25 protein-coding genes are annotated in these 22704 nt (G+C 39.9%); 21 read left to right on the top strand and 4 right to left on the bottom strand.

All coding sequences use genetic code 11. The features are described from left to right. Positions 1 to 3: 3 nt before the first annotated feature. Complete coding sequence (locus tag PH210_RS26555) at positions 4 to 330, bottom strand: DUF192 domain-containing protein (RefSeq protein ID WP_289989357.1); 327 nt, start codon at positions 328 to 330, stop codon at positions 4 to 6. Between the two features lie 288 nt (positions 331 to 618). Between PH210_RS26555 and PH210_RS26550 the strand changes: the two genes are divergently transcribed. The 9 genes from PH210_RS26550 to PH210_RS26510 all read left to right on the top strand — a co-directional run bounded on the left by PH210_RS26550 (position 619) and on the right by PH210_RS26510 (position 7779). After that, complete coding sequence (locus PH210_RS26550; protein ID WP_289989356.1) at positions 619 to 783, top strand: Flp family type IVb pilin; 165 nt, start codon at positions 619 to 621, stop codon at positions 781 to 783. A gap of 83 nt (positions 784 to 866) precedes the next feature. Beyond that, entirely contained in the window at positions 867 to 1376 is a 510-nt protein-coding gene (locus PH210_RS26545; protein WP_289989355.1) for an A24 family peptidase, read from the top strand. After that, entirely contained in the window at positions 1376 to 1747 is a 372-nt protein-coding gene (locus PH210_RS26540) for a TadE/TadG family type IV pilus assembly protein (protein WP_289989354.1), read from the top strand. Before PH210_RS26545 ends, PH210_RS26540 begins: the two co-directional genes overlap by 1 nt. Beyond that, the gene (locus PH210_RS26535; RefSeq protein ID WP_289989353.1) at positions 1748 to 2665 is read left to right on the top strand and encodes a TadE/TadG family type IV pilus assembly protein; all 918 of its coding nucleotides are present in this window, start codon (positions 1748 to 1750) and stop codon (positions 2663 to 2665) included. It abuts the gene before it with no gap. A gap of 31 nt (positions 2666 to 2696) precedes the next feature. After that, positions 2697 to 3320, top strand: a complete 624-nt coding sequence (gene cpaB / locus PH210_RS26530; protein WP_289989351.1) for a Flp pilus assembly protein CpaB — start codon at positions 2697 to 2699, stop codon at positions 3318 to 3320. 5 nt (positions 3321 to 3325) lie between these two features. Then, positions 3326 to 4504: a CpaE/TadZ family protein gene (locus PH210_RS26525; RefSeq protein ID WP_289989350.1), complete on the top strand. Its 1179-nt coding sequence runs from the start codon at positions 3326 to 3328 to the stop codon at positions 4502 to 4504. A 12-nt stretch (positions 4505 to 4516) separates the two neighbouring features. Continuing rightward, positions 4517 to 5878: a TadA family conjugal transfer-associated ATPase gene (locus PH210_RS26520; protein WP_289989349.1), complete on the top strand. Its 1362-nt coding sequence runs from the start codon at positions 4517 to 4519 to the stop codon at positions 5876 to 5878. A gap of 2 nt (positions 5879 to 5880) precedes the next feature. Beyond that, entirely contained in the window at positions 5881 to 6843 is a 963-nt protein-coding gene (locus PH210_RS26515; protein ID WP_289989348.1) for a type II secretion system F family protein, read from the top strand. A gap of 3 nt (positions 6844 to 6846) precedes the next feature. Continuing rightward, the gene (locus PH210_RS26510) at positions 6847 to 7779 is read left to right on the top strand and encodes a type II secretion system F family protein (protein ID WP_289989347.1); all 933 of its coding nucleotides are present in this window, start codon (positions 6847 to 6849) and stop codon (positions 7777 to 7779) included. A gap of 62 nt (positions 7780 to 7841) precedes the next feature. Here PH210_RS26510 and PH210_RS26505 read toward each other — a convergent pair whose 3' ends face one another. Continuing rightward, on the bottom strand, positions 7842 to 8063 hold the full coding sequence (locus PH210_RS26505; protein ID WP_289989346.1) for a hypothetical protein: 222 nt from the start codon (positions 8061 to 8063) through the stop codon (positions 7842 to 7844). 281 nt (positions 8064 to 8344) lie between these two features. Between PH210_RS26505 and PH210_RS26500 the strand changes: the two genes are divergently transcribed. From PH210_RS26500 to PH210_RS26480, 5 genes are all read left to right on the top strand, one after another. Then, positions 8345 to 9352, top strand: coding sequence for a polysaccharide deacetylase family protein (locus PH210_RS26500; protein WP_289989345.1), 1008 nt, complete (start codon positions 8345 to 8347; stop codon positions 9350 to 9352). A 105-nt stretch (positions 9353 to 9457) separates the two neighbouring features. Continuing rightward, entirely contained in the window at positions 9458 to 10462 is a 1005-nt protein-coding gene (locus PH210_RS26495; protein ID WP_289989344.1) for an AI-2E family transporter, read from the top strand. 54 nt (positions 10463 to 10516) lie between these two features. Beyond that, the gene (locus tag PH210_RS26490; protein ID WP_289989343.1) at positions 10517 to 10750 is read left to right on the top strand and encodes a hypothetical protein; all 234 of its coding nucleotides are present in this window, start codon (positions 10517 to 10519) and stop codon (positions 10748 to 10750) included. Positions 10751 to 10890: 140 nt separating this feature from the next. Next, the gene (locus PH210_RS26485) at positions 10891 to 11865 is read left to right on the top strand and encodes a cation diffusion facilitator family transporter (protein ID WP_289989342.1); all 975 of its coding nucleotides are present in this window, start codon (positions 10891 to 10893) and stop codon (positions 11863 to 11865) included. Positions 11866 to 11951: 86 nt separating this feature from the next. Further along, the gene (locus PH210_RS26480; RefSeq protein WP_289989341.1) at positions 11952 to 12950 is read left to right on the top strand and encodes a DUF3231 family protein; all 999 of its coding nucleotides are present in this window, start codon (positions 11952 to 11954) and stop codon (positions 12948 to 12950) included. A gap of 29 nt (positions 12951 to 12979) precedes the next feature. Here PH210_RS26480 and PH210_RS26475 read toward each other — a convergent pair whose 3' ends face one another. Then, positions 12980 to 13492: an acyl-CoA thioesterase gene (locus tag PH210_RS26475; protein WP_289989340.1), complete on the bottom strand. Its 513-nt coding sequence runs from the start codon at positions 13490 to 13492 to the stop codon at positions 12980 to 12982. A gap of 141 nt (positions 13493 to 13633) precedes the next feature. On the opposite strand from PH210_RS26475, the gene nadE reads away from it, so the two are divergent. The 7 genes from nadE to floT all read left to right on the top strand — a co-directional run bounded on the left by nadE (position 13634) and on the right by floT (position 21034). Further along, positions 13634 to 14455 (top strand): NAD(+) synthase, encoded by an 822-nt coding sequence (gene nadE / locus PH210_RS26470; RefSeq protein ID WP_289989339.1) that lies wholly within the window; start codon positions 13634 to 13636, stop codon positions 14453 to 14455. A gap of 186 nt (positions 14456 to 14641) precedes the next feature. Further along, the gene (locus tag PH210_RS26465; RefSeq protein ID WP_289989338.1) at positions 14642 to 16066 is read left to right on the top strand and encodes an amino acid permease; all 1425 of its coding nucleotides are present in this window, start codon (positions 14642 to 14644) and stop codon (positions 16064 to 16066) included. 167 nt (positions 16067 to 16233) lie between these two features. Further along, complete coding sequence (locus tag PH210_RS26460) at positions 16234 to 17070, top strand: amino acid ABC transporter substrate-binding protein (RefSeq protein ID WP_289989337.1); 837 nt, start codon at positions 16234 to 16236, stop codon at positions 17068 to 17070. Further along, complete coding sequence (locus tag PH210_RS26455; RefSeq protein ID WP_289989336.1) at positions 17057 to 17755, top strand: amino acid ABC transporter permease; 699 nt, start codon at positions 17057 to 17059, stop codon at positions 17753 to 17755. The genes PH210_RS26460 and PH210_RS26455 overlap by 14 nt, the downstream gene beginning before the upstream one ends. 15 nt (positions 17756 to 17770) lie before the next feature. Further along, positions 17771 to 18505, top strand: coding sequence for an amino acid ABC transporter ATP-binding protein (locus tag PH210_RS26450; RefSeq protein ID WP_289989335.1), 735 nt, complete (start codon positions 17771 to 17773; stop codon positions 18503 to 18505). Positions 18506 to 18955: 450 nt separating this feature from the next. After that, positions 18956 to 19501: an NfeD family protein gene (locus PH210_RS26445; protein ID WP_289989334.1), complete on the top strand. Its 546-nt coding sequence runs from the start codon at positions 18956 to 18958 to the stop codon at positions 19499 to 19501. Between the two features lie 12 nt (positions 19502 to 19513). Beyond that, positions 19514 to 21034 carry a flotillin lipid rafts scaffold protein FloT gene (floT, locus tag PH210_RS26440; RefSeq protein ID WP_289989333.1) on the top strand — a complete coding sequence of 507 codons (1521 nt, stop codon included), beginning with the start codon at positions 19514 to 19516 and terminating at the stop codon, positions 21032 to 21034. A gap of 38 nt (positions 21035 to 21072) precedes the next feature. On the opposite strand, the gene PH210_RS26435 is transcribed toward floT, so the two are convergent. After that, on the bottom strand, positions 21073 to 22434 hold the full coding sequence (locus PH210_RS26435) for a HAMP domain-containing sensor histidine kinase (RefSeq protein ID WP_289989332.1): 1362 nt from the start codon (positions 22432 to 22434) through the stop codon (positions 21073 to 21075). Positions 22435 to 22704 lie beyond the last annotated feature (270 nt).

Below are 22704 nucleotides of genomic sequence, written 5' to 3'. Positions count from 1 at the left end.
TTTTTAGAGTTTAAGCATGTCTCCCTGTTTTAAACCTAATTTTGCAACAGTACCTGGTGGAAGTTCAATGACGGAGTAAGCATTTTGTACCGGTTTCACAAATTTCCACGGTTTTAGTTTTTCTACCATTTTTACAATTTGCCCCTCTTTATTAAGGAACACTGCATCAATATCGAAATTCATAAAGCACATATGGATGGAATTGCACGGTACAATCCATAATCCCTCCTCCACCAACTGATCCTTACGAAACATCAATCCTTTCAATCTTTTAAAAAATGAATCTGCACGGTTAATAGAATAAGGAAGAGTTCTACTTGAATGCTCCATATTTAATAGCCCCTATCATAAAATTTGTTCTATATATTGAATATATACTAATGAAGATTTGTTCTCAATAGTGAAAAATGTAGAACTTTGTCGTACAGTATTTAGAACATTTTTCATAATTTCTATTTACAATTCGGGACAATCATACTATTATTTACTCAAGAAATGTTCATTATACAGAACAAAGAGAGAAATGTTCGTTAAGAATATAGAACGAACCTCGAAAATGATTGTTGTTCGATAAAGTGAACATTACTCAAAAACAAACCATTTTTAGGAGGAAAAAACATGTTGAAAAAAATCAAAAATCTAGTAGTACAAGAAGAAGGACAAGCTTTAACGGAGTATGGGTTAATTCTTGCAATAGTTGGAGTAGTTGTAGCAGGTTCCCTAATTTTGTTGAAAAACGAGCTGGTTTCAGTTTTTAGTAAAGTAATTGCTAAATTACAATAAATATTAATACCTAAATTAATAACACAAATAAAGCCCTGCTTATAAAGTAGGGCTTAATTCTTAAAAAACTGAGGTAGATCCATATGCTAGTAAAAATAGTTCTTGTGACAATTTTACTGATTTCATTTATCACAGATATAAAAAGCAGAAAAATCTTAAATAGTGTCACATTTCCATCAATATTGTTCTCTTTTTTTTATAATTTATCTTCTAAAGGTATCGAAGGTTTTCTTTTTAGTGGAAAGGGATTCCTAGTTGGACTTTGTTTACTTATCATTCCCTATCTATTAGGCGGCATGGGAGCCGGTGACGTAAAACTAATGGCCGCGATCGGAGCCCTCATGGGAACAAGCTTCGTTTTCTATTCATTTATTTACACAGCCTTAATCGGTGGAGTAATTGCCCTGCTGCTAATTATTAAAACTAACGGCCTAAGAAACACAATTAAATTATTTTTCTTTAATGTTGTTTTTTTAAGAAGCAATATAGGATCAATAATGTTAACGAAAAACAAAGAAAGCAGCATTTCATTTCCTTATGGTGTCGCTATTGTCCTTGGTACACTTTGTACACTTGTCTGGGGTGGATTGTAATGAAGTCAGAAAAAGGCCAATCGCTTGTTGAGTTTGCACTGGTCGTGCCGCTATTAATTTTATTATTGTTTGGAATTATTGACTTTGCTCGAATATTTCATGTTTACCTGACAATGGATCATGCCGGAAGAGAAGCTGCACGCGCAGCAAGCATTGGGAATGATGATACATCCATTAGAACTACCGCAGTAAACGATGCTGCAAGTATTGGATTAACGGCCGATAAGGTGGCCATTTCTTCGGGTTCCAGGGCATCGGGATCCAACGTTACGATTACGATTACGTATCCAATCACATTTCTAACCCCAGTTATCGGGAATATCGTCGGATCGATAACCTTAACAGACTCCACAACAATGAGGGTGGAATAAATGAAACGAATATTATTTAAACTATTAAACTTGCGAAAAGAAAGCGGTTCGGCACTAGTAATCGTGGCCATTTCAATGGTTGCTCTTCTAGGCTTTACTGCTTTAGTGATAGATGGCGGGAGACTATATTCCGAAAAAAGTAAACTGCAAAAAGCGATGGATGCTACCGTTCTTGCCGGGGCACAAGGGCTTCGATCCAGTGAAGCACATGCCATTTCAATTGCCAAGGATATCTCACAAAATAATGGTTTTGCTATTACTGAAAGTAACTTAACCATTACCAGTGATTCTATTAAAGCCACAAAACAAGTAAATGTTCCGATGACATTTGCGAAAGCAATTGGGATTAATGACGTTTCAGTAAGTGCCAAAGCTAAAGCAATCATTGCTCCCTTAAAAAAAGCAAAAGGAATCGCACCACTGGCCATTGAGCAAGACCAAGTTCCAACTGCAACCATATTAAACTGTGGAAAAACGAACCCTGGAACCAATCATGGAAACTGCGGATATCTTGATTTCGGGAATGGTGCAGATGGATTGGCCAATGCTTTCTTAAACGGTGCGTCCTATGAGGTGGGAACTAAAATTGTTGAGACCGAACCAGGGGGCAAACAAGGAAAAGTGCAGGACGCGATTAATACTCTAATTGCTAATGATGCGGGTAAATCACAGTGTCAAAGTGCCAGTACCGCCGATAATTCTTGTGACAGGGTGGTAACCATAGTGGTTATCGATTCATGGGATGGCGCCAACGGGAAGAGTACCTTAAATGTGGTGGGATTGGCATCCTATTGGCTGGAAAAATACGAGGACAAGAAACTGTACGGACAATTCATCAAAATGGTTTCTCCGGGAGAAATTGGCAGCAGTACTGCAATTGGTGACTATAATCTATTTGGCGTCAAGCTTGTAGAATAAGCCCGACTGTTATGAAACGTGGGAGGATATTATGAATACAAAAAAAATTTGGATGATCTCATTAATACTAGGAATGATGGTTGCAGCCTTTGCCTATTTGACTATTTTCTCAAAAGAAAATGTTTCAACTGCAGCGGATGGGCAAGTAACCCAAGAACAACAGAAGAAAGACAGTCAAACCGATAAGCAAGCGGAAGAAAAGAAAAAAGCCGAGGAAGAAAAGAAAAAGCTTGAACGGGAATTCAAAAACCCAATTATTGAAGTGAGTAAAGGAAATAGAGCGTTTTCGATAAGGGTAAACCTCGAGCAAGGAGTTTCAGGGTACATTGCACCGAACTCAAAAGTAGATGTCCTTGCCTATGAAACGACAAAAGACGTTGCAGGTAAGGAATTCAAATCTGCTGTCCTTGTTCTAGAGAATGTTAAGGTCCTGACTTCAGGTAAATCATCCGACAATAAGGATGAAGCACTCCACTATGAAACGGTAACTTTAGAAGTCACACCAGAGCAAGGTGTCATGCTAGGCCTAGCCTCTAAGGATAAAGATGGCTTTTATTTAATGCTCCGAAACCCTGAAGACACACAGGCAGGAAAAACAGGAATAAAACAAACGAGAGAAGTCATTAAAGATGACAATAAAGAGGAGGGCAAATAAACGCTATGGACATTAACTGGTATTATTTTTCCGATACAAACACTCCTCCAGGAGAAATAAAAATACTATTAGAAAAGCAGCGCTTTAAATTAACTGCTACCAATCAGATTGAGAAACTGCATACCCTTCTCATTCAGAATAATCAGTCTGTATTATTCCTAAAAGCTCATACGTTGTACAACGTATATGAGCTTTGTCAGGAAATTTCTGTATTGTATCCACACGTTTATATTATCTTAATTGTGCCTGATAATATGGAAAATCTAAAAAAAGCGATGCTTATGGGAGCATCAGATACACTTAGATCCTCTTATGACCACGATGAGCTTAGTGAAGCGATTGATCATGCAAAGAAATATATGGAACACCGGGCAAAAAAAGACCAGCTCTATCTTTTAAAAGAAAAAAGCAGGGTCATCGCTATTTCCAATCCTAAAGGCGGCGTAGGCAGGACACTATTAACGGTTAATCTAGCTATTTCTTTTGCAAGAATGGGAAAAAAGGTGGCAGTCATCGACGGAAATCTCCAATTTGGCGAAGTAGCGATGTACTATAATATGAAGCCAAAAAGGACCATTTATGAATGGGTGAAGGAAGGCTATGGACGTGAAAATTATTCTATCGACCAATATATGACCAAGGTTGATGGCGATGTATCCATTCTTGCAGCGCCGCCTCGTCCAGAGTTCTTTGAAGGAATTTCGGACGAGCACATAAAAGTTTCCGTTGAAGCAGCAAAGAAATTATTTGATATTGTCTTAATTGACATGCCTGTCTTTTTATCCGAAATTCATTTACGCTGTCTAGATATGGCAGATGAAATTCTTCTGCTGGCCATCAACGAAATTTCTGTATTAAGGTTAAGCCAGCTTTATCTTGAAACCTTAGAATCTATTAAGCAAAGAGATAAAGTAAAGCTTGTTTTAAACCGTACGGCAAAGGGACAAGGTATTGAGATAAAGAAAATAGAAGAAATTTTGGAAATGCCTCTCTTTCACTCCTTGCCGGATCAAGCAAATGTGGCTAACTCTTCAATCAAAGCAGGACAGCCATTTATGCTTTCGAATTCACGGAGTCAGCTGGGTAAGGGCGTTTGGAAGCTGGCAGAAATGCTTTTCGATCAAATGAATAAAGGTCCAGCTGAAAGTAAAAAAGCTAAGCGCTGGTTTCCAGTTGGAAAGTAAGGAGTGAGCTCAATGTCATTATTTGAAAGATTCAAAGAAGAAAATAGGCAAAGTCAGAGTGACAAAAACCAAGAACAAGACGTTTTTACTCTTCCGGTTATTCCTCGGTCACAGGAATTTTGGAAGCTTGAAGCAGAGCTTCATGATTTTCTCTTAGAGGAGCTAAAAAAATATCCCGGCCAAGATCAGAATAAAGAAGAGGAAATCCAAAAGATAGAGTATTTAGGGCAGGCCTTTTTTGAACAAGAAGGAGGAAGGTTGACGTTTGAAGAGAAGCAGGAAATATTGAATTACGTGAAAGATGAACTGATGGCATATGGTCCCATTACTCCCTTATTAGAAAACCCATTGATTAATGAGGTCATGGTCAATAGCTTTGACGAAATCTATTATGAGAAAAATGGCCGGATTATAAGAAGTAATATCCATTTTGTTGATAACCAGCATGTCATGCGGGTCATTGAGCGAATTGTTTCCCCAATCGGCCGCCGCATTGATGAAAGCTCTCCGATGGTGGATGCCCGCTTACCGAATGGTTCACGTGTAAATGCCATCATTCCACCACTTGCATTAAAAGGACCAAGCCTAACCATCAGGAAGTTTTCCGATACACCTTTCACCATCAAAGATCTCGTTCAATTTGGTACGCTGGCCGAAGACATGGCGGAATTTCTAGATATTTGCGTAAAATCCAGGCTCAACCTTTTCATTAGCGGGGGAACAGGATCTGGAAAAACCTCGACATTAAATGTGCTATCGTCATTTATTCCAAATAATGAACGAATCGTTACCATTGAGGATGCAGCAGAGCTAAAGCTAAATCAGGACCATATCGTTTCGTTGGAATCACGGCCTCCAAATATAGAAGGAAAAGGGCAGATTACGATTAGAGATTTGGTGCGTAATTCCCTTCGAATGCGTCCAGACAGAATTGTTGTCGGCGAAGTTCGCGGAGCCGAAGCGTTGGATATGCTCCAGGCAATGAATACGGGTCATGATGGCAGTTTGAGTACAGGGCACGCCAACTCTCCTCGAGACATCCTTTCCCGATTAGAAACAATGGTGCTAATGGCTGGCTATGATCTCCCTGTAAAAGCGATTCGAGAGCAGATTGCCAATGCCATCGACGTAATCGTTCACCAATCGAGACTAAAGGATGGCTCCCGAAAAATCACTCATATAACCGAAGTGTTAGGAATGGAAGGGGACACGATTGTGCTCCAGGATATCTATTTATTTAAAGAATCGGGATTTAGCGAAGATGGAAAGATTGAAGGAAGATTTATTTCCACAGGCATTCGGCCGAAATTTGCTGAGCAGCTTGAACTAAATGGCTACACATTGCCTGCTTCAATGTTTGTCGGGGAGTGGTAAAGATGGAAACTATGGCGAAGTTACTTTTAATTTTTTTGGCAGTCAGCTTATTCATGTATCTGATCTTAAGGGGATACACCAAAAAGAAGAGAATCTCAAATCGTATTCAGGAGTTTTTACCCGGCCCGGCTGCGGAGGATTCAGTCATAGAAGAGGAAAAAAGACAACCGCTAGTCAAACGCTTTATCATTTCTGTCAGCTTGATCTTTAAAAACGTTCAATTTAACGAAAAGACAGAGAAAACTTTACTTGAGGCAGGCAGTACTTTAAAACCGGAAGAATTTTTTGCTTTTCGATTTTTAACCGCAGCTGGATTTGCTTTCCTATCAGTTTTCGTAGGAATTCCTGTTTATCTTAGCCCAATTGCCATTTTTATCGGATTTGCCCTTCCCAAGTTTTTTATGAAGAAAAAAAGAAAAAAACGGCTGCAGCAATCCTCCTATCAGTTAATTGATGTGTTGGGAATGATGGCGAACTCCATGAGAGCAGGCTTTAGCTTTATGCAGGCAATGCAGCTTGTCGGAAAGGAAGTACCAGCTCCACTCGGACCTGAATTTGAGCGGGTTGTCCGGCAGGCGGGTTTGGGGATGCCTTTGGAAGAGGTTTTTGAAGAATTAGTGGAACGAGTGCCTAATAAGGAACTTGAAGTTGTAGTAAGAGCGATATTGGCTCAGCGGAAAAGCGGCGGTAATCTGGCCGAGCTGCTCGAAACCATGGAAGAAACGATTCGAGGAAGAGTAAGAATAATGGAAGAATTGAATACCTTAACCGCTCAAGGAAAGATGTCATCCTGGATTATTACCCTTCTTCCTGTGGGATTAGGTTTATACTTATCATTGGTGAATCGGGAATATTTCGGACCAATGCTTGAACACCCGTTAGGATGGGCTATGCTTTCTGTATGTGCAGTCTCCATCTTCATTGGATGGTTATGTATTCAAAAGATTATTCGGATTGAGGTGTAGGAATTGCAGGATGTTATTTTTATTTTTTTAACAGGTGCTTTCCTGACTTTTCTGCTCGCAGGAATCCTTTCGACTATATTCAAAAAGGAAATTGCCTTTAATAAACGCGTAGGCATGTATTTTGATGAATCGCTGAAAAAAGAAAAAGTGGATTCAATGGTGAAAAACAAAGAGGGAAGAATGAAAAAAGAATTTCAGAATTATTGGGATAAAGGAACGAAATTGTTAAATAAAAAGGTGTCAAAATCGGAAAGAAAAAAAATAGAATTACTGCTTCGTGATGCCGGTTACCCCTTTAAAACGGCCATTGACTTCAGGTTATTCCAATTAGTCCTGGTTGCGGTCCTGAGCCTGCCATTCGTTTTGTTCATTTTACCTGTTGCTGATAATAAGGCAGCCATTTGGATGCTTGCCATCGTAATGGCCCTTCTAGGGTTCCGACTTCCTGTCTTTTTCCTTGGAAAAAAGAAAACGGCGAGAATAAAGGAAATTACCAAATCAATGCCCGATTTTTTTGACACGGTCAACCTTTTGCTTGAAGCTGGGATGGGACTTGATCAAGCAGTAGCGGAAGTTTCCCAAAAAAATAAAGGCCCTCTGGCAGAGGAATTCCTACATACTTTAGAGGATATGAAGCTGGGTAAGTCCAGAAGGGAAGCCTTTTATGATCTCCGGAAACGTGTCCCTTCTGATTCGTTTCAAAATATTATCACTTCATTAATCCAAGCGGACCAGCTCGGAATCGGGATGGCAAAGGTGCTTGGCAATCTGACTGTCCGCGTACGGGAGCAGCGACGTGAGGCTGCACGGGAACAGGCTATGAAGGCACCGGTTAAAATGTTATTTCCAATGGTATTTTTTATTTTTCCATCACTGTTTATTGTTATATTAGGTCCATTAGTAATCACATTGGTTACAAAAGGCCTTGGCGGATAATAAAACATCAAAGAACCTAATTCTATAAAAAGAATTAGGTTCTTTTCAATTTAAAAGGGCCGTCAATACCCTGACGTAATGACCGGTGCGACTGAAAAGGCGAACAGGGCAAACCAGAAGATAAAGCTTAAAACAATCATGATAAGCCCAAGGATTATACAGGTTTTTCCAACCGATTTCTTTTCTGGATCATGTTCAGTCATCCAAACAATCCCTATGATGATTCCAACGACAGGAATAAAAAATGATACGATGTAAAGCAGCGCTTTTAGCCCACCTGACACATAATCACCTCCACACTATCCCCTTCATAGGCCAATTATTGATATCTATGTCAGCTGATATAGGAACTTGCCTGTCTACTATTTGGAAATTTATGATTAATTTTCCACCCATTTTATTCATTTTCAGGTATGATAGATATTGTAGGACATTGTCTAAATTTCTACTATTCTCACTATTATTTTAATAGAATTGTCATATTTTTAATAGAATTGTAACGATATAGACGAAATTTCGTCTATAATGGGGAAGGAAAAAATAAACATCAAAGAGGGAATGAAAAATGGGGAATCGAAAGCGCGGTTGGACGAAGGGGTCAGTAGTAGTCATTATTGCGATTGGGTTCTTGTTTGCAGGGGTATTTGTCAGCAATTATTTTCAGGCCAAAGCGGCAAGTAAACCTATTAATCTTCAAAAAAATGAACAAAAGAAACAGACTGATCAACAACCAGATTCAAAAATAGTTAGTCAGAATACGAAGGATGCAAAGCTTGAAAAAGAATGGATTCGAAAACAGCAGCAAGAAGCCGTACAAGAACAAAAGCAAGAACAAAATCCAGTTCAAACTCCTGCAGAGACTAAAGCGGCACAGCCTCCAACTAAGGAAACCGGTACTTTAGAGCCACCGAAACAGGAAACAACTACACCTCAGTCAAATCAAACACAAACACCACCTGTAAGCGCTAGTCCAGGCTCTAAAAAAACGGTTTATTTAACATTTGATGATGGTCCAGCCCCCTTTTCCGGTGAGATTATTACACTTCTAGAAAAATATCATTTCAAGGCAACTTTTTTTATGATCGACGGAAATATTCGCCGATATCCAAATTCGGTTAAATTAATGGTCCAGAACGGTGAAACGGTAGGCCTGCATAGTGTCTCCCATAGTGTGAAAATATTTTATGCATCCGCTAATTCGGTTATAAGTGAATTAAATCAAAATCGGAATACATTGAAAACTGTATCGGGAATTGATTCGCATATCATGAGAACTCCTTACGGCAGTTTCCCATATATGACAGACATATATAAAAAAGCGGTGAAGGACCAGGGGTATATTATGTGGGATTGGAATATTGACAGCAAGGATTGGTATTATAAAGACGCACGGTACGTTTCAAATGTCATCGAGCAGATAAATAGGAAAGCAAATCATAATGGACCGCTTGTGATTCTTTTACATGAAAGAAAAGAAACGCTGGCCCATTTGCCGGCACTGTTAGACTATTTAAGCAAACAAGGCTTTGAAGGTAAAGCCATCGATGCCATGACACCCCCTGTCCAATTTTAAACATATAAATAACTCTCTAAAAGGACAAAATACCTTAGGTTTTGATATAATATTTATAGTTAATCACAGAATTGATAGAAAATTAATGGGGTTCGATAATTGCCTATGATGAATAAACTTTTGCAGAGCAGCAGCTTCAAACGAATATCGATATTTGTCGTCATTGCCATCATTATTTATGCGATGAAAAGCATGATTAATTTAATTTTACTGACGTTTATTTTTGCTTTTTTAATGGATCGGCTCGTTCAATTCATTGAACAAAAAATTCCTCTTAATCGAAAACTGATTGTTGTTATTTCATATGCTTGTATTGTTGGATTGCTTTCCTACGGATTGGTTATGTACTTGCCAATGATTGCAGGTGAGATTAGGGACCTAATCAAACAGCTGACAGCATTCTACACATCGAAGCATGATAACATAGTGCTGAATTATGTAGTAAGACGAATTGAAGAAATTCAAATTTCAAGTTACCTTGAGCAAGGCTTTACCTTCATATTTAAATATTTTACCGATATTAGTAAAATCGGATTGCAAATCTTATTGGCTCTTTTACTTAGTCTGTTTTTCTTATTGGAAAAACCACGTTTAATTGAGTTTACGAAGAAATTTAAGAAAAGCAAAATTGCCTCTATTTACGAGGAAGTTGAATTTTTTGCCCGTAAATTTGTGGCAACCTTCGGGAAAGTCATTGAAGCACAATTGATTATTGCGGTTGTGAACTGTATTCTGACAACCATTTCCTTATGGCTGCTCGATTTTCCGCAATTGGGCGGTTTATCCATTATGATTTTCCTGTTGGGGCTGATTCCTGTTGCCGGGGTTATCATTTCTTTGATCCCGCTGGTGATTATCGCATATAGTATTGGCGGATTAATGAAGGTGCTATATGTCGGGATTGCGATTGCCATCATTCATGGTATCGAGGCTTATATCCTCAATCCAAATTTGATGAGTTCCAAAACCAATCTGCCTGTATTCTATACGTTTATTGTGTTGATTTTCTCGGAACACTTTTTTGGTGTTTGGGGATTGATTGTCGGAATTCCTGTCTTTGTCTTTCTCTTAGATGTTTTAGAAGTGACCGAAACAAAAAAGCCCAGTTGATGGGCTTTTTTGTTTGGGATAAACTAGAAATATCAAAACCAAGGAGTGTTTCTAATGGGCGAATGTAAGCTGGATCATTCTCAAGAAGATGTAAAAAGTAAATTTGAATCACAAGCAGTATTTTTGCCGGAAGAAATGAAGCCGTTGTTTGAAGAGTTTTTTGCAAAGGAGCATACTCAGGCAATCCTGAACGAAGTGTTCCATTTGCTGAAAAAGTATGATCTAGCAACTGAGGAAGAAAAAAGCGAACGAACCAACCGCTTAAATATGGTACTGCAGAATATTTAACAGAAGACCCCCATTTAATAAGGAAGGTTCTTTATGGACCTTCTTTTTTGATTGTAAAAATAAATGTACCAACATGATTCATTGGGTTTTAGAAAATATTAAGAACAACCAATTAAATTTATTAAGGAAAAGAGGATACGATGGGAGAAATTTTTCAATTATTAAAACGTGGAAATAAATCGGCGATGCTCGCTGCGATTATTAATACGATCATTTCGATTATTAAAGGTGTAGCCTATATGTACACCGGCAATGTGGCGATGTTTGCTGAAACGATGCACAGCCTTGGGGATGCTGCCAACCAATTTTTTGTGTTTGTGGGTTCGGCCTTAAGTAAGAAGGCCCCTACTGAAAAATACCCTAATGGATTTGGCCGTTTGGTGAACCTCGTTCTCCTAGGTGCTGTATTAATCGTAGGTATAATGGCGTTTGAAACGATAGTTGAAGGCTATCACCATGTTGTCCATCCAACAGAATCCAGTGGATTCATCATTAATCTACTCGTGCTAGGGGTAGCTACATTGCTCGAAACCTTTGTCCTTTTTAAAGCGATGAAAGAAATATTGCACGAGATAGAGGTTGAAGCAAGCGGTCCTAGCGTGTTTGCTAAAAGTTTTGCCAATTTGGGTCGTGCTAAACCTGCAACAAAGCTTGTTTTTATGGAAGACTTAGTTGCCACATTGGGCGGTTTGTTAGCCATTATCGCAGTGTTAATCGCTCATTTCACGGCCTTCCACCGGGCTGAAGGCCTTGCCTCGATGGTTATTGGGGTGATGATGTTCTTCGTAGTTGGCAAGGTCTTTTTAGATAATGCCGCAGGTGTCATTGGCCAGGCTGATGAAGAAATGGAGAACAAAATTGGGGAACTGGTCATGGCAGATCCCGATGTAAAGGATATTCAAGGGCTTACCGTTATTAAAGAGGGGGAGGATTTGCATGTTGAATTGGAAATCGAGGTTGACCCTAAATTAACGGTGGCTGCCGCTGATGATATAAAAGATCGTTTAGAGGAAAAAATCATGGCGGAAAAAGGCGTCGTCGATGTCACGATAGAGATTGATGAAGAGGATGAAATAATGAGTTGGAAAAATCGCAGTGAACCAACAACAGAATAAAAAATTGGTTCATTTATTGAATTTGAATAAATCCAATCTGGGATAGGGAATCTATTCATAAAGTGTATTTTAGGAGATGAAAGTTCATGGCTGCACATACTGCCAGATTATCTAGTGCTGAAATTGGTGGGCTATGGGCCACCTATCTTCAGGAAAGTATGAGTGTCTGCTTAATAAAATATTTTATTTATCATAACCAGGATGAAGAAATTAAAAGCCTATTGCAACAGGCCTTAGAGATTTCTGAAGGTCATGTATTTCAAATCGCCTCGATTTTTAAAAATGAAGGAATACCCATTCCTGATGGGTTTTCGGAAAATGATATTGATTTAACAGCTCCTCCTGTATTCTACGATATGTTTGCCCTCAGCTTTGTCTATTCGCTGAGCCGCTTAGGAATGATCAATACGAGCTTTATTACCGTGAATGTGGCTAGAGAAGATGTAATGGAGTTTTTTGTGAACATGAATAACCAGGCTTCTCATTTATATCAAACATCAACGACCTTGTTGCTTTCAAAAGGAATCTATGACAGGCCGCCAATGATTCCTTATCCAAGGCATGTAGAATACATAAACAAGAAATCTTATATTAAGGGTTTTGGTGAGAAAAGACCGCTAAATTCAATTGAACTAACGGAGATTTTTTTTAATACGGAACGGAATTATTTTTCGATTTTACTTTGTATGGGATTACTGCAGGTGATCAAGGATAAAGAAATCCATTCCTATATTAAGGAAGGAAAATCTATTTCCGAAAAACAAATCCGGGTATTTAATGACATTTTAATGAAAGAGGAGCTCCTTGGGAATATTCCCTTGGCTATGGAGGTAACTGATGCAACGGTTTCTCCTTTTTCAGATAAGCTTGTTGTTATGCTGTTTCATTCGTTGAATGCCATTGATATCTCACTTCTTGGTCATGCCTTATCCTTATCATTGAGAACAGATTTGGCTCTACATTATCAAAAATTTATTATCGAGATTATGCTATATGCTGAAAAAGGGTTTAATATCTTAATTGAACGCGGATGGGCACAGCAGGTACCCCACGCTGTAGATCGAAAAAGCTTGCAGAAACTGTAAAAAGGTTCGCCTTAGCGGCGAACCTTTTATTATTCCCACGGTTTACTGGTGGTAAAATAACTAGCGAGCTCCTTGCTGTTTTTGCGATGCTTTTTCCGCTCTTCGGCTCGTTGCTTTCCCGTTTCAAAAAGCTTTTTTTCCTCTTCGGTTTCAGGGATGATTCTTGGAACCGCAGATGGTTTTCCATTGTCATCTAAAGCCACAAATGTTAAAAAGGCAGTGGCAGCAATTTTTCTATCTCCAGTTAATAAGTTTTCGGCTATAATTTTTACAAAAACCTCCATTGATGAGGTGCCGGTCCACGTGACAAAGGATTCAAAACATACGGAGTCTTGCTGGGTGATTGGGCTTAAAAAATCTACGGAATCCGTTGAAGCAGTGACACATTCCTTTCGTGAATGCCTGGTAGCTGTAATGGATGCGAGCATATCGACATCACTCATCAGCTTCCCGCCAAATAAAGTATTATGATTATTAACATCATTCGGGAATATCCTGCTCGTTCTTACCACTCTCGATTCATTGCATGTTTTTGCTTCCATCTAAATTCCTCCCATACATTCCTAAAATTACTTTACCCATAAACCGGTAAAATTCTCTACTTGTGTTGCTTCAGATTTTAGTGAAATAGGAGCAATTGTGGTACATTACTTATATCAAAGGTTAGTTAGGGGGACCCGAGGATGAATATGCAATCACAAATCATGAAGGAACTAAATGTTACTCCAAACATCCAACCAAAGGAAGAAATTCGAAAGAGAATTGATTTCTTAAAAAACTATTTGCGAAAAACAAAAGCGAAGGGATATGTGCTGGGAATTAGCGGCGGCCAGGATTCCACGCTAGCAGGACGCCTGGCACAGCTCGCAGTGGAAGAACTGCGGAATGAAGGAACTGAAGCTTTATTTATTGCTGTCCGCCTTCCATATGGTGTCCAGCAGGATGAAGAAGATGCGAGACGTTCATTAGCCTTTATTAAAGCGGATCGGGAGACGGTATTTAATATCAAAGCGCCTGTAGATGAAGTCCAAAACGAATATAATTCCAATTATGACGGGACAGCCTTAAGCGATTACCAAAAAGGCAATGTTAAGGCTCGGGTGAGAATGATTGCGCAATACGCAATCGGCGGAATGGAAGGCCTTCTTGTCATTGGGACAGACCATGCAGCAGAAGCCGTTACGGGATTCTTTACAAAATATGGCGATGGCGGGACAGATATTCTTCCGCTGACAGGCTTAACCAAACGACAGGGTAAGGAGCTCCTTAAAGAGCTTGGGGCTGATGAACGCTTGTATTTAAAGGTTCCAACCGCAGACCTGCTTGACCAAAAGCCCGGACAGGCCGATGAAACAGAACTTGGTATTACATACGATGAGCTGGATGATTACCTTGAAGGAATGCCGGTTTCAAAAGAAGTGGCAGAAAAAGTTGAAAAGCGTTACCTTATGACAGAACATAAGCGGAGACCGCCAGTTAGTATGTTTGACGATTGGTGGAAATAAACATCACGAGAGATTGCCAAATAGGCAGTCTCTTTTTTCGGAAAATTATTTTAGTTCTCTAATGCTTTATCACAATAAAATTTTCCATTGACATAGGGTGTGGACGGGCTTATTCTAGTTACATAATAAATATCAAAAATTATTTCACTAAAATAAAAGCAGTCAACATCGAGAGGGGTTTACATCATGGGGAAATCAAATAAACTTGGTTTTTGGGTATTGACGGCGCTTGTCGTTGGAAATATGGTTGGTTCGGGAATTTTCATGCTGCCAAGATCGTTATCAGAAGCAGCAAGTCCTGCAGGAGTTATTTCAGCATGGTTATTAACAGGTTTTGGGGTTCTAATGACAGCTCTTGTTTTTGGAAATCTGGCGATTCGTAAGCCGAACTTAAACGGTGGGCCACAAATTTATGCGAAGGAGCTTTTTAAACCAGGCTCTAATGCATCAACCCTTTCCGGCTTTATGTCTTCCTGGGGCTATTGGATCGGGAATCTTGCCGGAAACGTAGCCATCATCACAACGTTTGCCGGTTATTTATCAACGTTTTTCCCAATTCTAACAAGCAGTGCAAAATGGTTTTCAATCGGCAGTTTTACCTTGAAAGTTGGTAATGGTTTGACCTTTATTGTATGTACCATCCTATTATGGGGAACACACTTTATTATTTTACGCGGCATGGAAAGCGCAGGAAAATTAAACTTCGCGGCAACTGCTGCAAAAGTCGCAGGCTTTTTCGTCTTTATCATTGTTGGACTCTTTGCTTTCGAAAAAAGCAATATGCTTCCAATGATGGCAACAAGAATGGATGAAGCCGGCCATGCCCTAGGCTTGCTATCGCAGGTAAACAACGCGGCAGTAAACACATTATGGGCATTCATCGGGGTAGAATCGGCAGTTGTTTTTGCTTCACGTGCGAAAAAGCAAACGGATGTTAAGCGTGCTACAATCTTAGGCTTATTCATAGCCTTAGCCATTTATATGGGAATCAGTACACTGGTAATGGGAATGTTAGATCAGAACACCCTAATCCACTCTGACAAACCATTGATTGATGCGATTCAAACAATCTTAGGACCTATTGGCGGCAAAGTGTTAGCGGGCATTGGCTTAATTAGTTTATTTGGCTCAACCATCGGCTGGGTAATGTTAAGTTCCGAAGTGCCATACCAGGCGGCAAAGCAAGGAGTATTCCTGCCTTCTTTCTTAAAAGAAAATAAAAAGGGCTTGCCATTATTTTCTCTTCTAGTTACAAATGGGTTAGGACAGTTATTTATTTTCTCAACGATTTCTAAATCTATTTCTGGTGCTTTTGACTTTGTCATTGTTATTGCAACGTTAGCTTATTTAGTGCCATACTTCATCTCATCTGTTTACCAGCTGAAGCTAGTTATTACGGGCGAAACCTACGAAGGAAACAGAGCGAGAATAACCGATGGAATTATTGCCTTTCTGTCAACCGTTTACTCGATTTGGGTCATTATCGCAGGTACTGCTGACCTTAAAACCTTTATGTTTGGAATGCTCTTGTTAGTAAGTGGAATCCTGTTCTACAGACCACTTTTGCGTAAGAAACAAGCTGTTAAAAAGGCAGCAGCCAGAGTGGCATAATACATGATCGCCTGTCAGAATCTCTGGCAGGCATTTTTACATGTTTTTTCTTCATCAGGGCAAAATAAATTCGACAAATTTCAAATTTTTTTCTTTGACAGAAATTTAGGGTTGTAATATGATTAATAAATCCAAGCAAAACAATCAGAATTAGGGGGTTTTAGTTTATGAAGAAAAAATTATCGGTTCTTTTTGCACTCTTACTAAGCTTCATGTTTATTTTGTCAGCTTGCGGCACTAGTGATAAAAACAATGCTGCTGATGAGAATAAGAAAACAGAAACAAAAGCAACTGCTGGCGAAGATTTATTAAAAAAGGTAAAAGATGATGGCAAGATCTTAATCGGTACGGAAGGTACATATTCTCCATTCACGTACCATGATGAAAATGGTAAATTAACAGGCTTTGATGTTGAACTTGCTGAAGAAGTCGCTAAACGACTTGGCGTAAAGGCTGAATTTAAGGAAACACAATGGGATGCCATGTTTGCAGGTCTTGATGCGAAGCGTTTTGATATGATTGCCAATCAAGTTGGTATCCGTCCTGACCGTCAGGAAAAGTATGATTTCTCCAATGGGTATATCACTTCAAAAGCTGTCTTAATTACATCGAAGGATAACGATAAAGTAAAAGCATTTGAGGATATTAAAGGATTAAAAGCCGCTCAATCGCTAACAAGCAATTACGGTGATATGGCGAAAAAGAATGGAGCGACCCTTGTCGGAGTTGAGGGCTTCCAGCAGGCAGTCGAGCTTTTAGGGCAAAAACGTGTCGATGTAACGATCAATGATAATATTGCCTATTTAGACTATATGAAGCATAAACCGGATGCCCCAATAAAGGTTGTTGCAACTGCAGAAGACGCATCTCAAAGCGGTTTTATGTTTAGAAAAAATAGCAAAACTCTAGTGGATGCAGTGAACAAAGCGTTACAAGACATGATTGATGACGGTACCTACAAAAAAATCTCTGAGAAATGGTTTGGTAAAGATGTACTTAAATAGTATTTTTACTGATCCTGAAAGAACAGCTAAATTAATTGAGATTGCAAAAAACTCCCTCCAGCCGCTGCTGGAGGGTGCTATTATGAATACCATTCCTTTAACGATTATCTCGTTTATCGTCGGGATTATCTTAGCCGTCTTAACGGCATTGGCCCGAATATCTTCTGTGAAAATTTTTCAAATCATTGCGAGAGTGTATGTTTCTGCTATCCGCGGAACGCCTTTATTGGTCCAATTATTTATTATTTTTTATGGGCTGCCGAATATCGGGATTATTATTAATCCGTTTCTTTCTGCCGTGATTGGTTTTTCCTTAAGTGTTGGTGCCTATGCATCGGAAATTATCCGTGCTGCGATTCTTTCCATTCCGAAGGGACAATGGGAAGCAGGCTACTCCATTGGGATGACCTATTCACAAGCATTAAAAAGAATCATCCTGCCGCAAGCGGCAAAGGTATCTATTCCGCCATTATCAAATTCGTTTATAAGTCTTGTCAAAGATACCTCGCTCGCGTCGGTTGTACTTGTAACAGAGATGTTTCGGCGTGCCCAGGAAATTACAGCGGCCAACTATGAATTCCTATTGGTCTATTCTGAAGCCGCACTTATTTATTGGGTCATTTGCTTTTTTCTTTCCATTATTCAAGGATTTTTGGAAAAAAGACTGGACCGATATGTGTCTTAATGAGGGAGTTTTATCATGATTTCAATTAATGGTTTATACAAGCAATTCGGCCAATTGGAAGTCTTAAAAGGTATTGATCTCAATGTTGAAAAAGGAAAAGTAGTCGTTGTCATTGGACCTTCCGGCTCTGGTAAAACAACCATGCTCCGCTGCCTCAATGTGTTGGAAACACCCACAAAGGGTGTCATTTCAATTGAAAGCCAGCAGCTAGACTTTTCAAAGGCCGTTTCCAAAAAAAATATTGCCTCGTTCCGCCGCTTAACCGGAATGGTTTTTCAAAATTACAATCTGTTTCCTCATAAAACCGCTCTTGAGAATGTAATGGAAGGGCCGGTGATTGTAAAAGGGGAGAGCAAAGTGGCCGCTCGAAAAAAAGCACAGTCCCTGCTCGAAAAAGTCGGTCTTGGTGACAAAATTGACTATTACCCTGCGCAGCTTTCCGGCGGTCAGCAGCAGCGTGTCGGCATTGCCCGGGCATTAGCAATGGAACCAGAGGTCATGCTTTTTGATGAGCCAACATCTGCTTTAGACCCTGAACTGGTTGGTGAGGTTTTGAAGGTTATGAAGGATCTCGCTGGTGAGGGCATGACGATGATCGTTGTCACACATGAAATGCGCTTTGCCCGTGATGTAGCCGATGAGGTTATTTTTATGGACGGTGGCGTCATTGTCGAACGAAACAAGCCAGAAGAAATCTTTACAAATCCAAAAGAAGAACGAACAAGGAAGTTCCTGAATATGATTCAATAAGGTGTTGTGGCGTGGGTGCCATGGCACTTTTTTATTTTCTGTCATTTTTCCAAAAAGTGTCTAAATGTCCAAAGTGAATAGAAAAATGTCCAACGCCCCAATAAAATTGTCCATTCCTGTTAAAAAATTGTCCAATAATCCTCGAAAAATGTCCAAATCACATAAAAAATTGTCCAATAATCCTCGAAAAATGTCCAAACCACATAAAAAAATGTCCAAAGTTCAAAGAATATGCAGTTCGTTCATAGAAATTCCTCATTTTTAGTGCAGGAGAATATGAATTGCTATAGAAATTGATTAAAAACGAGAAATATTTCTGGAAATGTGAAACTTTTCCATTAATTAACCGTATTAAAGGTATATACATAAGAAGGGAATGATGCTGATGGATGAGGAGTGGTTTATGAGTGGGATGAATGTTTAAAAAATGAACGATAAGGATTGATGCGCATGGAACCTTTTGGCATTCCATTAGAGATGATTTATTTATATGGACTAATCATTTCTGGTGTCTTAACGGTTTTGTATGTTTTGTTTGCCGATGTATTTCATTTTCATGGAGCAGGCGACGGGGGACTGCATTTTCTCAACCCAGTCTTGATTTTTGCCTTCGTAACCATTCTTTCAGCAAGCGGTTACCTATTTGAAAGACTTTCCTCACTACATTATCTTCTTATCCTAGGAATTTCTGCAGTCTTCGCTTTTATTGCCGTTACTTTATTAAATGTGTTTGTGCTTGTTCCGTTATCATCTGCGGAGGAGTCATTAGTGTACAAAGAATCAGATCTTCGCGGCAGAATTGGAACAGTAATCACCTCGATTCCTTCAGATGGATTCGGAGAGGTGATGATTGACAGTACGAGCGGAAGAATTGCAAAACCAGCATCAAGCTTTGATGGGGACTCTATTCCAAATGGTACACAGGTGCTCGTTGTCCAAGTCAAAAATGGCATACTGGAAGTAACTGTTCATCATCAATTAGAAAGCTTTATCTAGGGGGGATTCAATATGGAATTCGGATTTGTATGGATTATTATCGGAATTGTTATTCTTATTTTCATTGCGTTAATCGGTGTCTTTATTACAAAGTACCGAACTGCGGGGCCGGATGAGGCACTAATCGTAACAGGAAGCTTTCTTGGAAGCGGGAATGTTCACGTGGACGAATCGGGCAATAAAGTAAAAATCATCCGAGGCGGAGGAAGCTTTATTTTACCCGTTTTCCAACAGGCAAAGCCGCTAAGTTTGTTATCTAGTAAACTAGAAGTTACCACTCCAGAGGTTTATACCGAGCAGGGTGTACCCGTCATGGCTGACGGAGTTGCCATTATAAAAATTGGCGGCTCGATCAGTGAAATTGCCACAGCGGCTGAGCAGTTTCTCGGAAAACCGAAGGAAGACCGTGAAAACGAAGCAAGGGAAGTTTTAGAAGGGCATCTTCGCTCGATTCTCGGTTCCATGACAGTAGAGGAAATTTATAAAAATCGCGATAAATTTTCACAAGAGGTCCAACGTGTTGCCTCGCAGGACCTGGCAAAAATGGGTCTAGTGATTGTCTCATTCACCATAAAAGACGTCCGCGACAAAAATGGTTACCTCGACTCGCTTGGTAAACCACGGATTGCTCAAGTAAAGCGGGATGCCGATATCGCCACCGCAGAAGCAGAAAAAGAAACCCGTATTAAAAAAGCGGAAGCAGCGAAGGAAGCGAAGCGCAGTGAATTAGAACGGGCAACGGAAATTGCTGAAGCTGAAAAAATCAATCAGCTGAAAATTGCGGAATTCCGCCGTGAACAGGATATTGCTAAAGCGCGGGCAGACCAGGCGTATGACCTTGAAAGTGCAAGATCGAAGCAGGATGTTACCGAACAGGAAATGCAAATCAAGATCATCGAGAGACAAAAACAAATTGAATTGGAAGAAAAGGAAATTCTGCGCCGCGAGCGCCAGTACGATTCCGAGGTTAAGAAAAAGGCTGATGCTGACCGCTATTCCGTTGAGCAATCTGCGGCCGCAAACAAAGCCAGGGAGATTGCAGAAGCAGAAGCAAATAAATACCGCATTGAAGCGATGGCAAAGGCGGAAGCTGAGCGAATCCGACTCGATGGTTTGGCGAAAGCTGAAGCTCAAAAAGCACAGGGTTCAACCGAAGCTGAGATTATCCGCTTAAAAGGTTTGGCAGAAGCAGAAGCGAAGGAAAAAATCGCCGAAGCCTTCGAGCAATTTGGTCAAGCGGCCATCCTCGACATGGTCATCAAAATGCTGCCTGAATACGCGAAACAAGTGGCAAGCCCATTATCCAATATTGATAAAATTACGGTTGTGGACACTGGCGGCGGTTCCGGCACGGACGGCGGCGCGGGCAAAATCACCAGTTATGCGACCAACTTGATGGCAAGCCTGCAGGAGTCATTAAAGGCATCAAGCGGTATAGATGTAAAAGAACTGATTGAAAACTACTCTGGTAAAGGGAATGTTCGGAAAAGCATCGATGAACTGACCGATGAAATCAAGAAAAAAGACGCTTAAAAACGAAATGCCCACGTGAGCACGTGGGCATTATTTTTTTAAAAGAGAATTTTAAATGTCGTTCCCACGTTCAAATTGCTAAAAACTTCAATCGTCCCTCCATGTGCCTCCACCAGCTGTTGCACAATCGAAAGCCCCAGGCCAGATCCCCCTAGTGCGCGGGTACGTGATTTATCCACCCGGTAAAATCGTTCAAAAATGCGAGCTAAATCCTTTTCGGGAATCCCTTTTCCTTCATCTCTCACGGCAATGTGAAGCTTGTCATCCTCCTGATTAACCGTCACAGTAATTTTAGTATGTGGTTCCGAATATTTTCGGGCATTGTCCAACAGATTAACGATTACCTGTTCAAATCGGATTGGGTCCAATTCTTTATAGAGTTCAGACGGGCATGACAGTAGAAGCTGCATATTGTTTTCTTTTAACGCTGGGGATACCTTTTCAATGATACCCTGAAAATAAGGAAGTAAATGTACCTCTTCTTTTTCAATCGAAAAAGAATTTTCATCCATTTTCGCTAGATTAAATAAATCCTTCACGAGCTTAGCAAGTTTAACAGCCTCTTCATGTATAATCCCTAAATAATTGTCCCGGTCCGCAGCAGTCGTATCTCCGCGGCGGGCAATTTCTGCATATCCTTTAATATACGTCAATGGTGTCCTGAGTTCATGCGAGATACTCGCCAAAAACTCATTTCGTTCATTTTTCAATATTTCTAAATCACTGGCCAGAACCTTTATCGATTCACCGAGCTCACCCATTTCATCCTTCCCAAGCTTCGGTAGAGAGACTGAGAAATCCCCTTTACTGATCCGCTTTGTCGCATCACTCATCTTAATAAGTGGGTGCGTAACAGCCCTTGTCAAAAAGACAATGATAATCATCATAAAAAGAAGGGAAAGCAAGCCTGCGAGCAAAAAGTGCCTGTTTAACTCAGAAATTAAATCCTTAATTTTTTGCGTATTTTGGAACATATAGACATAACCTTTAACCTTATTATCTATAATTACTGGACTAATAGAGGCAATATAGGTTGCGTGCTTCCAGTCATCTTCTAAGATTAAACCATTATGAGGCACATTTTTTGGCGTTCTCTTTAAGATTTTCTTCATTTCATCCGTCACTTTATTGGACGACATATAAATGCCATCCTCCGGTGTTGTCAGGATGACCTGGGTATCAGTCCGTGCCTCCATCATTGCAATATGCCTGATCGTTTCTTCGTGGAAGGAAGCCTCAAGAATTTCGCGATGATTATTGCCCCGCGTTTGAAGAGCCGACAACTCATCATGGACCCGGGAATGAATGATATTATCGTGTAAAAAAAACATAGAAATACTTTCTAATAGAAAAATAGCGACAAAGAAAAGCAATCCTATTTTAAAAGAAATTTTATTCATAGAAAACAACTCCTCATACCCTAAGAATACTACATGTTTGACCATGAGGAGCCCTCAATTTGTAACCATTTTTTGAATCAAGGCTGTGTTAATGGTCATTGTTGATTCTTTAACACTGTTGATTGGAGCGGAAGGCGCGAAGACTCCTGCGGGAGTACGGGGCAGGGGAGACCCCGCAGGCGCCAAAGCGCCGAGTTATCATGAACGAAACTAGCTCCTACTCGTAAATACGTAGGTTAATTTGGTTAGAATGTTTATTGGAAAAAACAA

The organism is Paenibacillus sp. BSR1-1 (assembly GCF_030403775.1).
Classification (GTDB): domain Bacteria; phylum Bacillota; class Bacilli; order Bacillales; family Cytobacillaceae; genus Neobacillus.
Note: the sequence above shows the minus strand (reverse complement) of the source record. Positions and strands in the feature narration are given on the sequence as shown.

What these genes read in the sequence shown, in the direction of transcription:
- PH210_RS26555 (WP_289989357.1), bottom strand. Translation starts at nt 330, where the DNA reads ATGGAGCATTCAAGTAGAACTCTTCCTTATTCTATTAACCGTGCAGAT.
- PH210_RS26550 (WP_289989356.1), top strand. Translation starts at nt 619, where the DNA reads ATGTTGAAAAAAATCAAAAATCTAGTAGTACAAGAAGAAGGACAAGCT.
- PH210_RS26545 (WP_289989355.1), top strand. Translation starts at nt 867, where the DNA reads ATGCTAGTAAAAATAGTTCTTGTGACAATTTTACTGATTTCATTTATC.
- PH210_RS26540 (WP_289989354.1), top strand. Translation starts at nt 1,376, where the DNA reads ATGAAGTCAGAAAAAGGCCAATCGCTTGTTGAGTTTGCACTGGTCGTG.
- PH210_RS26535 (WP_289989353.1), top strand. Translation starts at nt 1,748, where the DNA reads ATGAAACGAATATTATTTAAACTATTAAACTTGCGAAAAGAAAGCGGT.
- cpaB (WP_289989351.1), top strand. Translation starts at nt 2,697, where the DNA reads ATGAATACAAAAAAAATTTGGATGATCTCATTAATACTAGGAATGATG.
- PH210_RS26525 (WP_289989350.1), top strand. Translation starts at nt 3,326, where the DNA reads ATGGACATTAACTGGTATTATTTTTCCGATACAAACACTCCTCCAGGA.
- PH210_RS26520 (WP_289989349.1), top strand. Translation starts at nt 4,517, where the DNA reads ATGTCATTATTTGAAAGATTCAAAGAAGAAAATAGGCAAAGTCAGAGT.
- PH210_RS26515 (WP_289989348.1), top strand. Translation starts at nt 5,881, where the DNA reads ATGGAAACTATGGCGAAGTTACTTTTAATTTTTTTGGCAGTCAGCTTA.
- PH210_RS26500 (WP_289989345.1), top strand. Translation starts at nt 8,345, where the DNA reads ATGGGGAATCGAAAGCGCGGTTGGACGAAGGGGTCAGTAGTAGTCATT.
- PH210_RS26495 (WP_289989344.1), top strand. Translation starts at nt 9,458, where the DNA reads ATGATGAATAAACTTTTGCAGAGCAGCAGCTTCAAACGAATATCGATA.
- PH210_RS26490 (WP_289989343.1), top strand. Translation starts at nt 10,517, where the DNA reads ATGGGCGAATGTAAGCTGGATCATTCTCAAGAAGATGTAAAAAGTAAA.
- PH210_RS26485 (WP_289989342.1), top strand. Translation starts at nt 10,891, where the DNA reads ATGGGAGAAATTTTTCAATTATTAAAACGTGGAAATAAATCGGCGATG.
- PH210_RS26480 (WP_289989341.1), top strand. Translation starts at nt 11,952, where the DNA reads ATGGCTGCACATACTGCCAGATTATCTAGTGCTGAAATTGGTGGGCTA.
- PH210_RS26475 (WP_289989340.1), bottom strand. Translation starts at nt 13,492, where the DNA reads ATGGAAGCAAAAACATGCAATGAATCGAGAGTGGTAAGAACGAGCAGG.
- nadE (WP_289989339.1), top strand. Translation starts at nt 13,634, where the DNA reads ATGAATATGCAATCACAAATCATGAAGGAACTAAATGTTACTCCAAAC.
- PH210_RS26465 (WP_289989338.1), top strand. Translation starts at nt 14,642, where the DNA reads ATGGGGAAATCAAATAAACTTGGTTTTTGGGTATTGACGGCGCTTGTC.
- PH210_RS26460 (WP_289989337.1), top strand. Translation starts at nt 16,234, where the DNA reads ATGAAGAAAAAATTATCGGTTCTTTTTGCACTCTTACTAAGCTTCATG.
- PH210_RS26455 (WP_289989336.1), top strand. Translation starts at nt 17,057, where the DNA reads ATGTACTTAAATAGTATTTTTACTGATCCTGAAAGAACAGCTAAATTA.
- PH210_RS26450 (WP_289989335.1), top strand. Translation starts at nt 17,771, where the DNA reads ATGATTTCAATTAATGGTTTATACAAGCAATTCGGCCAATTGGAAGTC.
- PH210_RS26445 (WP_289989334.1), top strand. Translation starts at nt 18,956, where the DNA reads ATGGAACCTTTTGGCATTCCATTAGAGATGATTTATTTATATGGACTA.
- floT (WP_289989333.1), top strand. Translation starts at nt 19,514, where the DNA reads ATGGAATTCGGATTTGTATGGATTATTATCGGAATTGTTATTCTTATT.
- PH210_RS26435 (WP_289989332.1), bottom strand. Translation starts at nt 22,434, where the DNA reads ATGAATAAAATTTCTTTTAAAATAGGATTGCTTTTCTTTGTCGCTATT.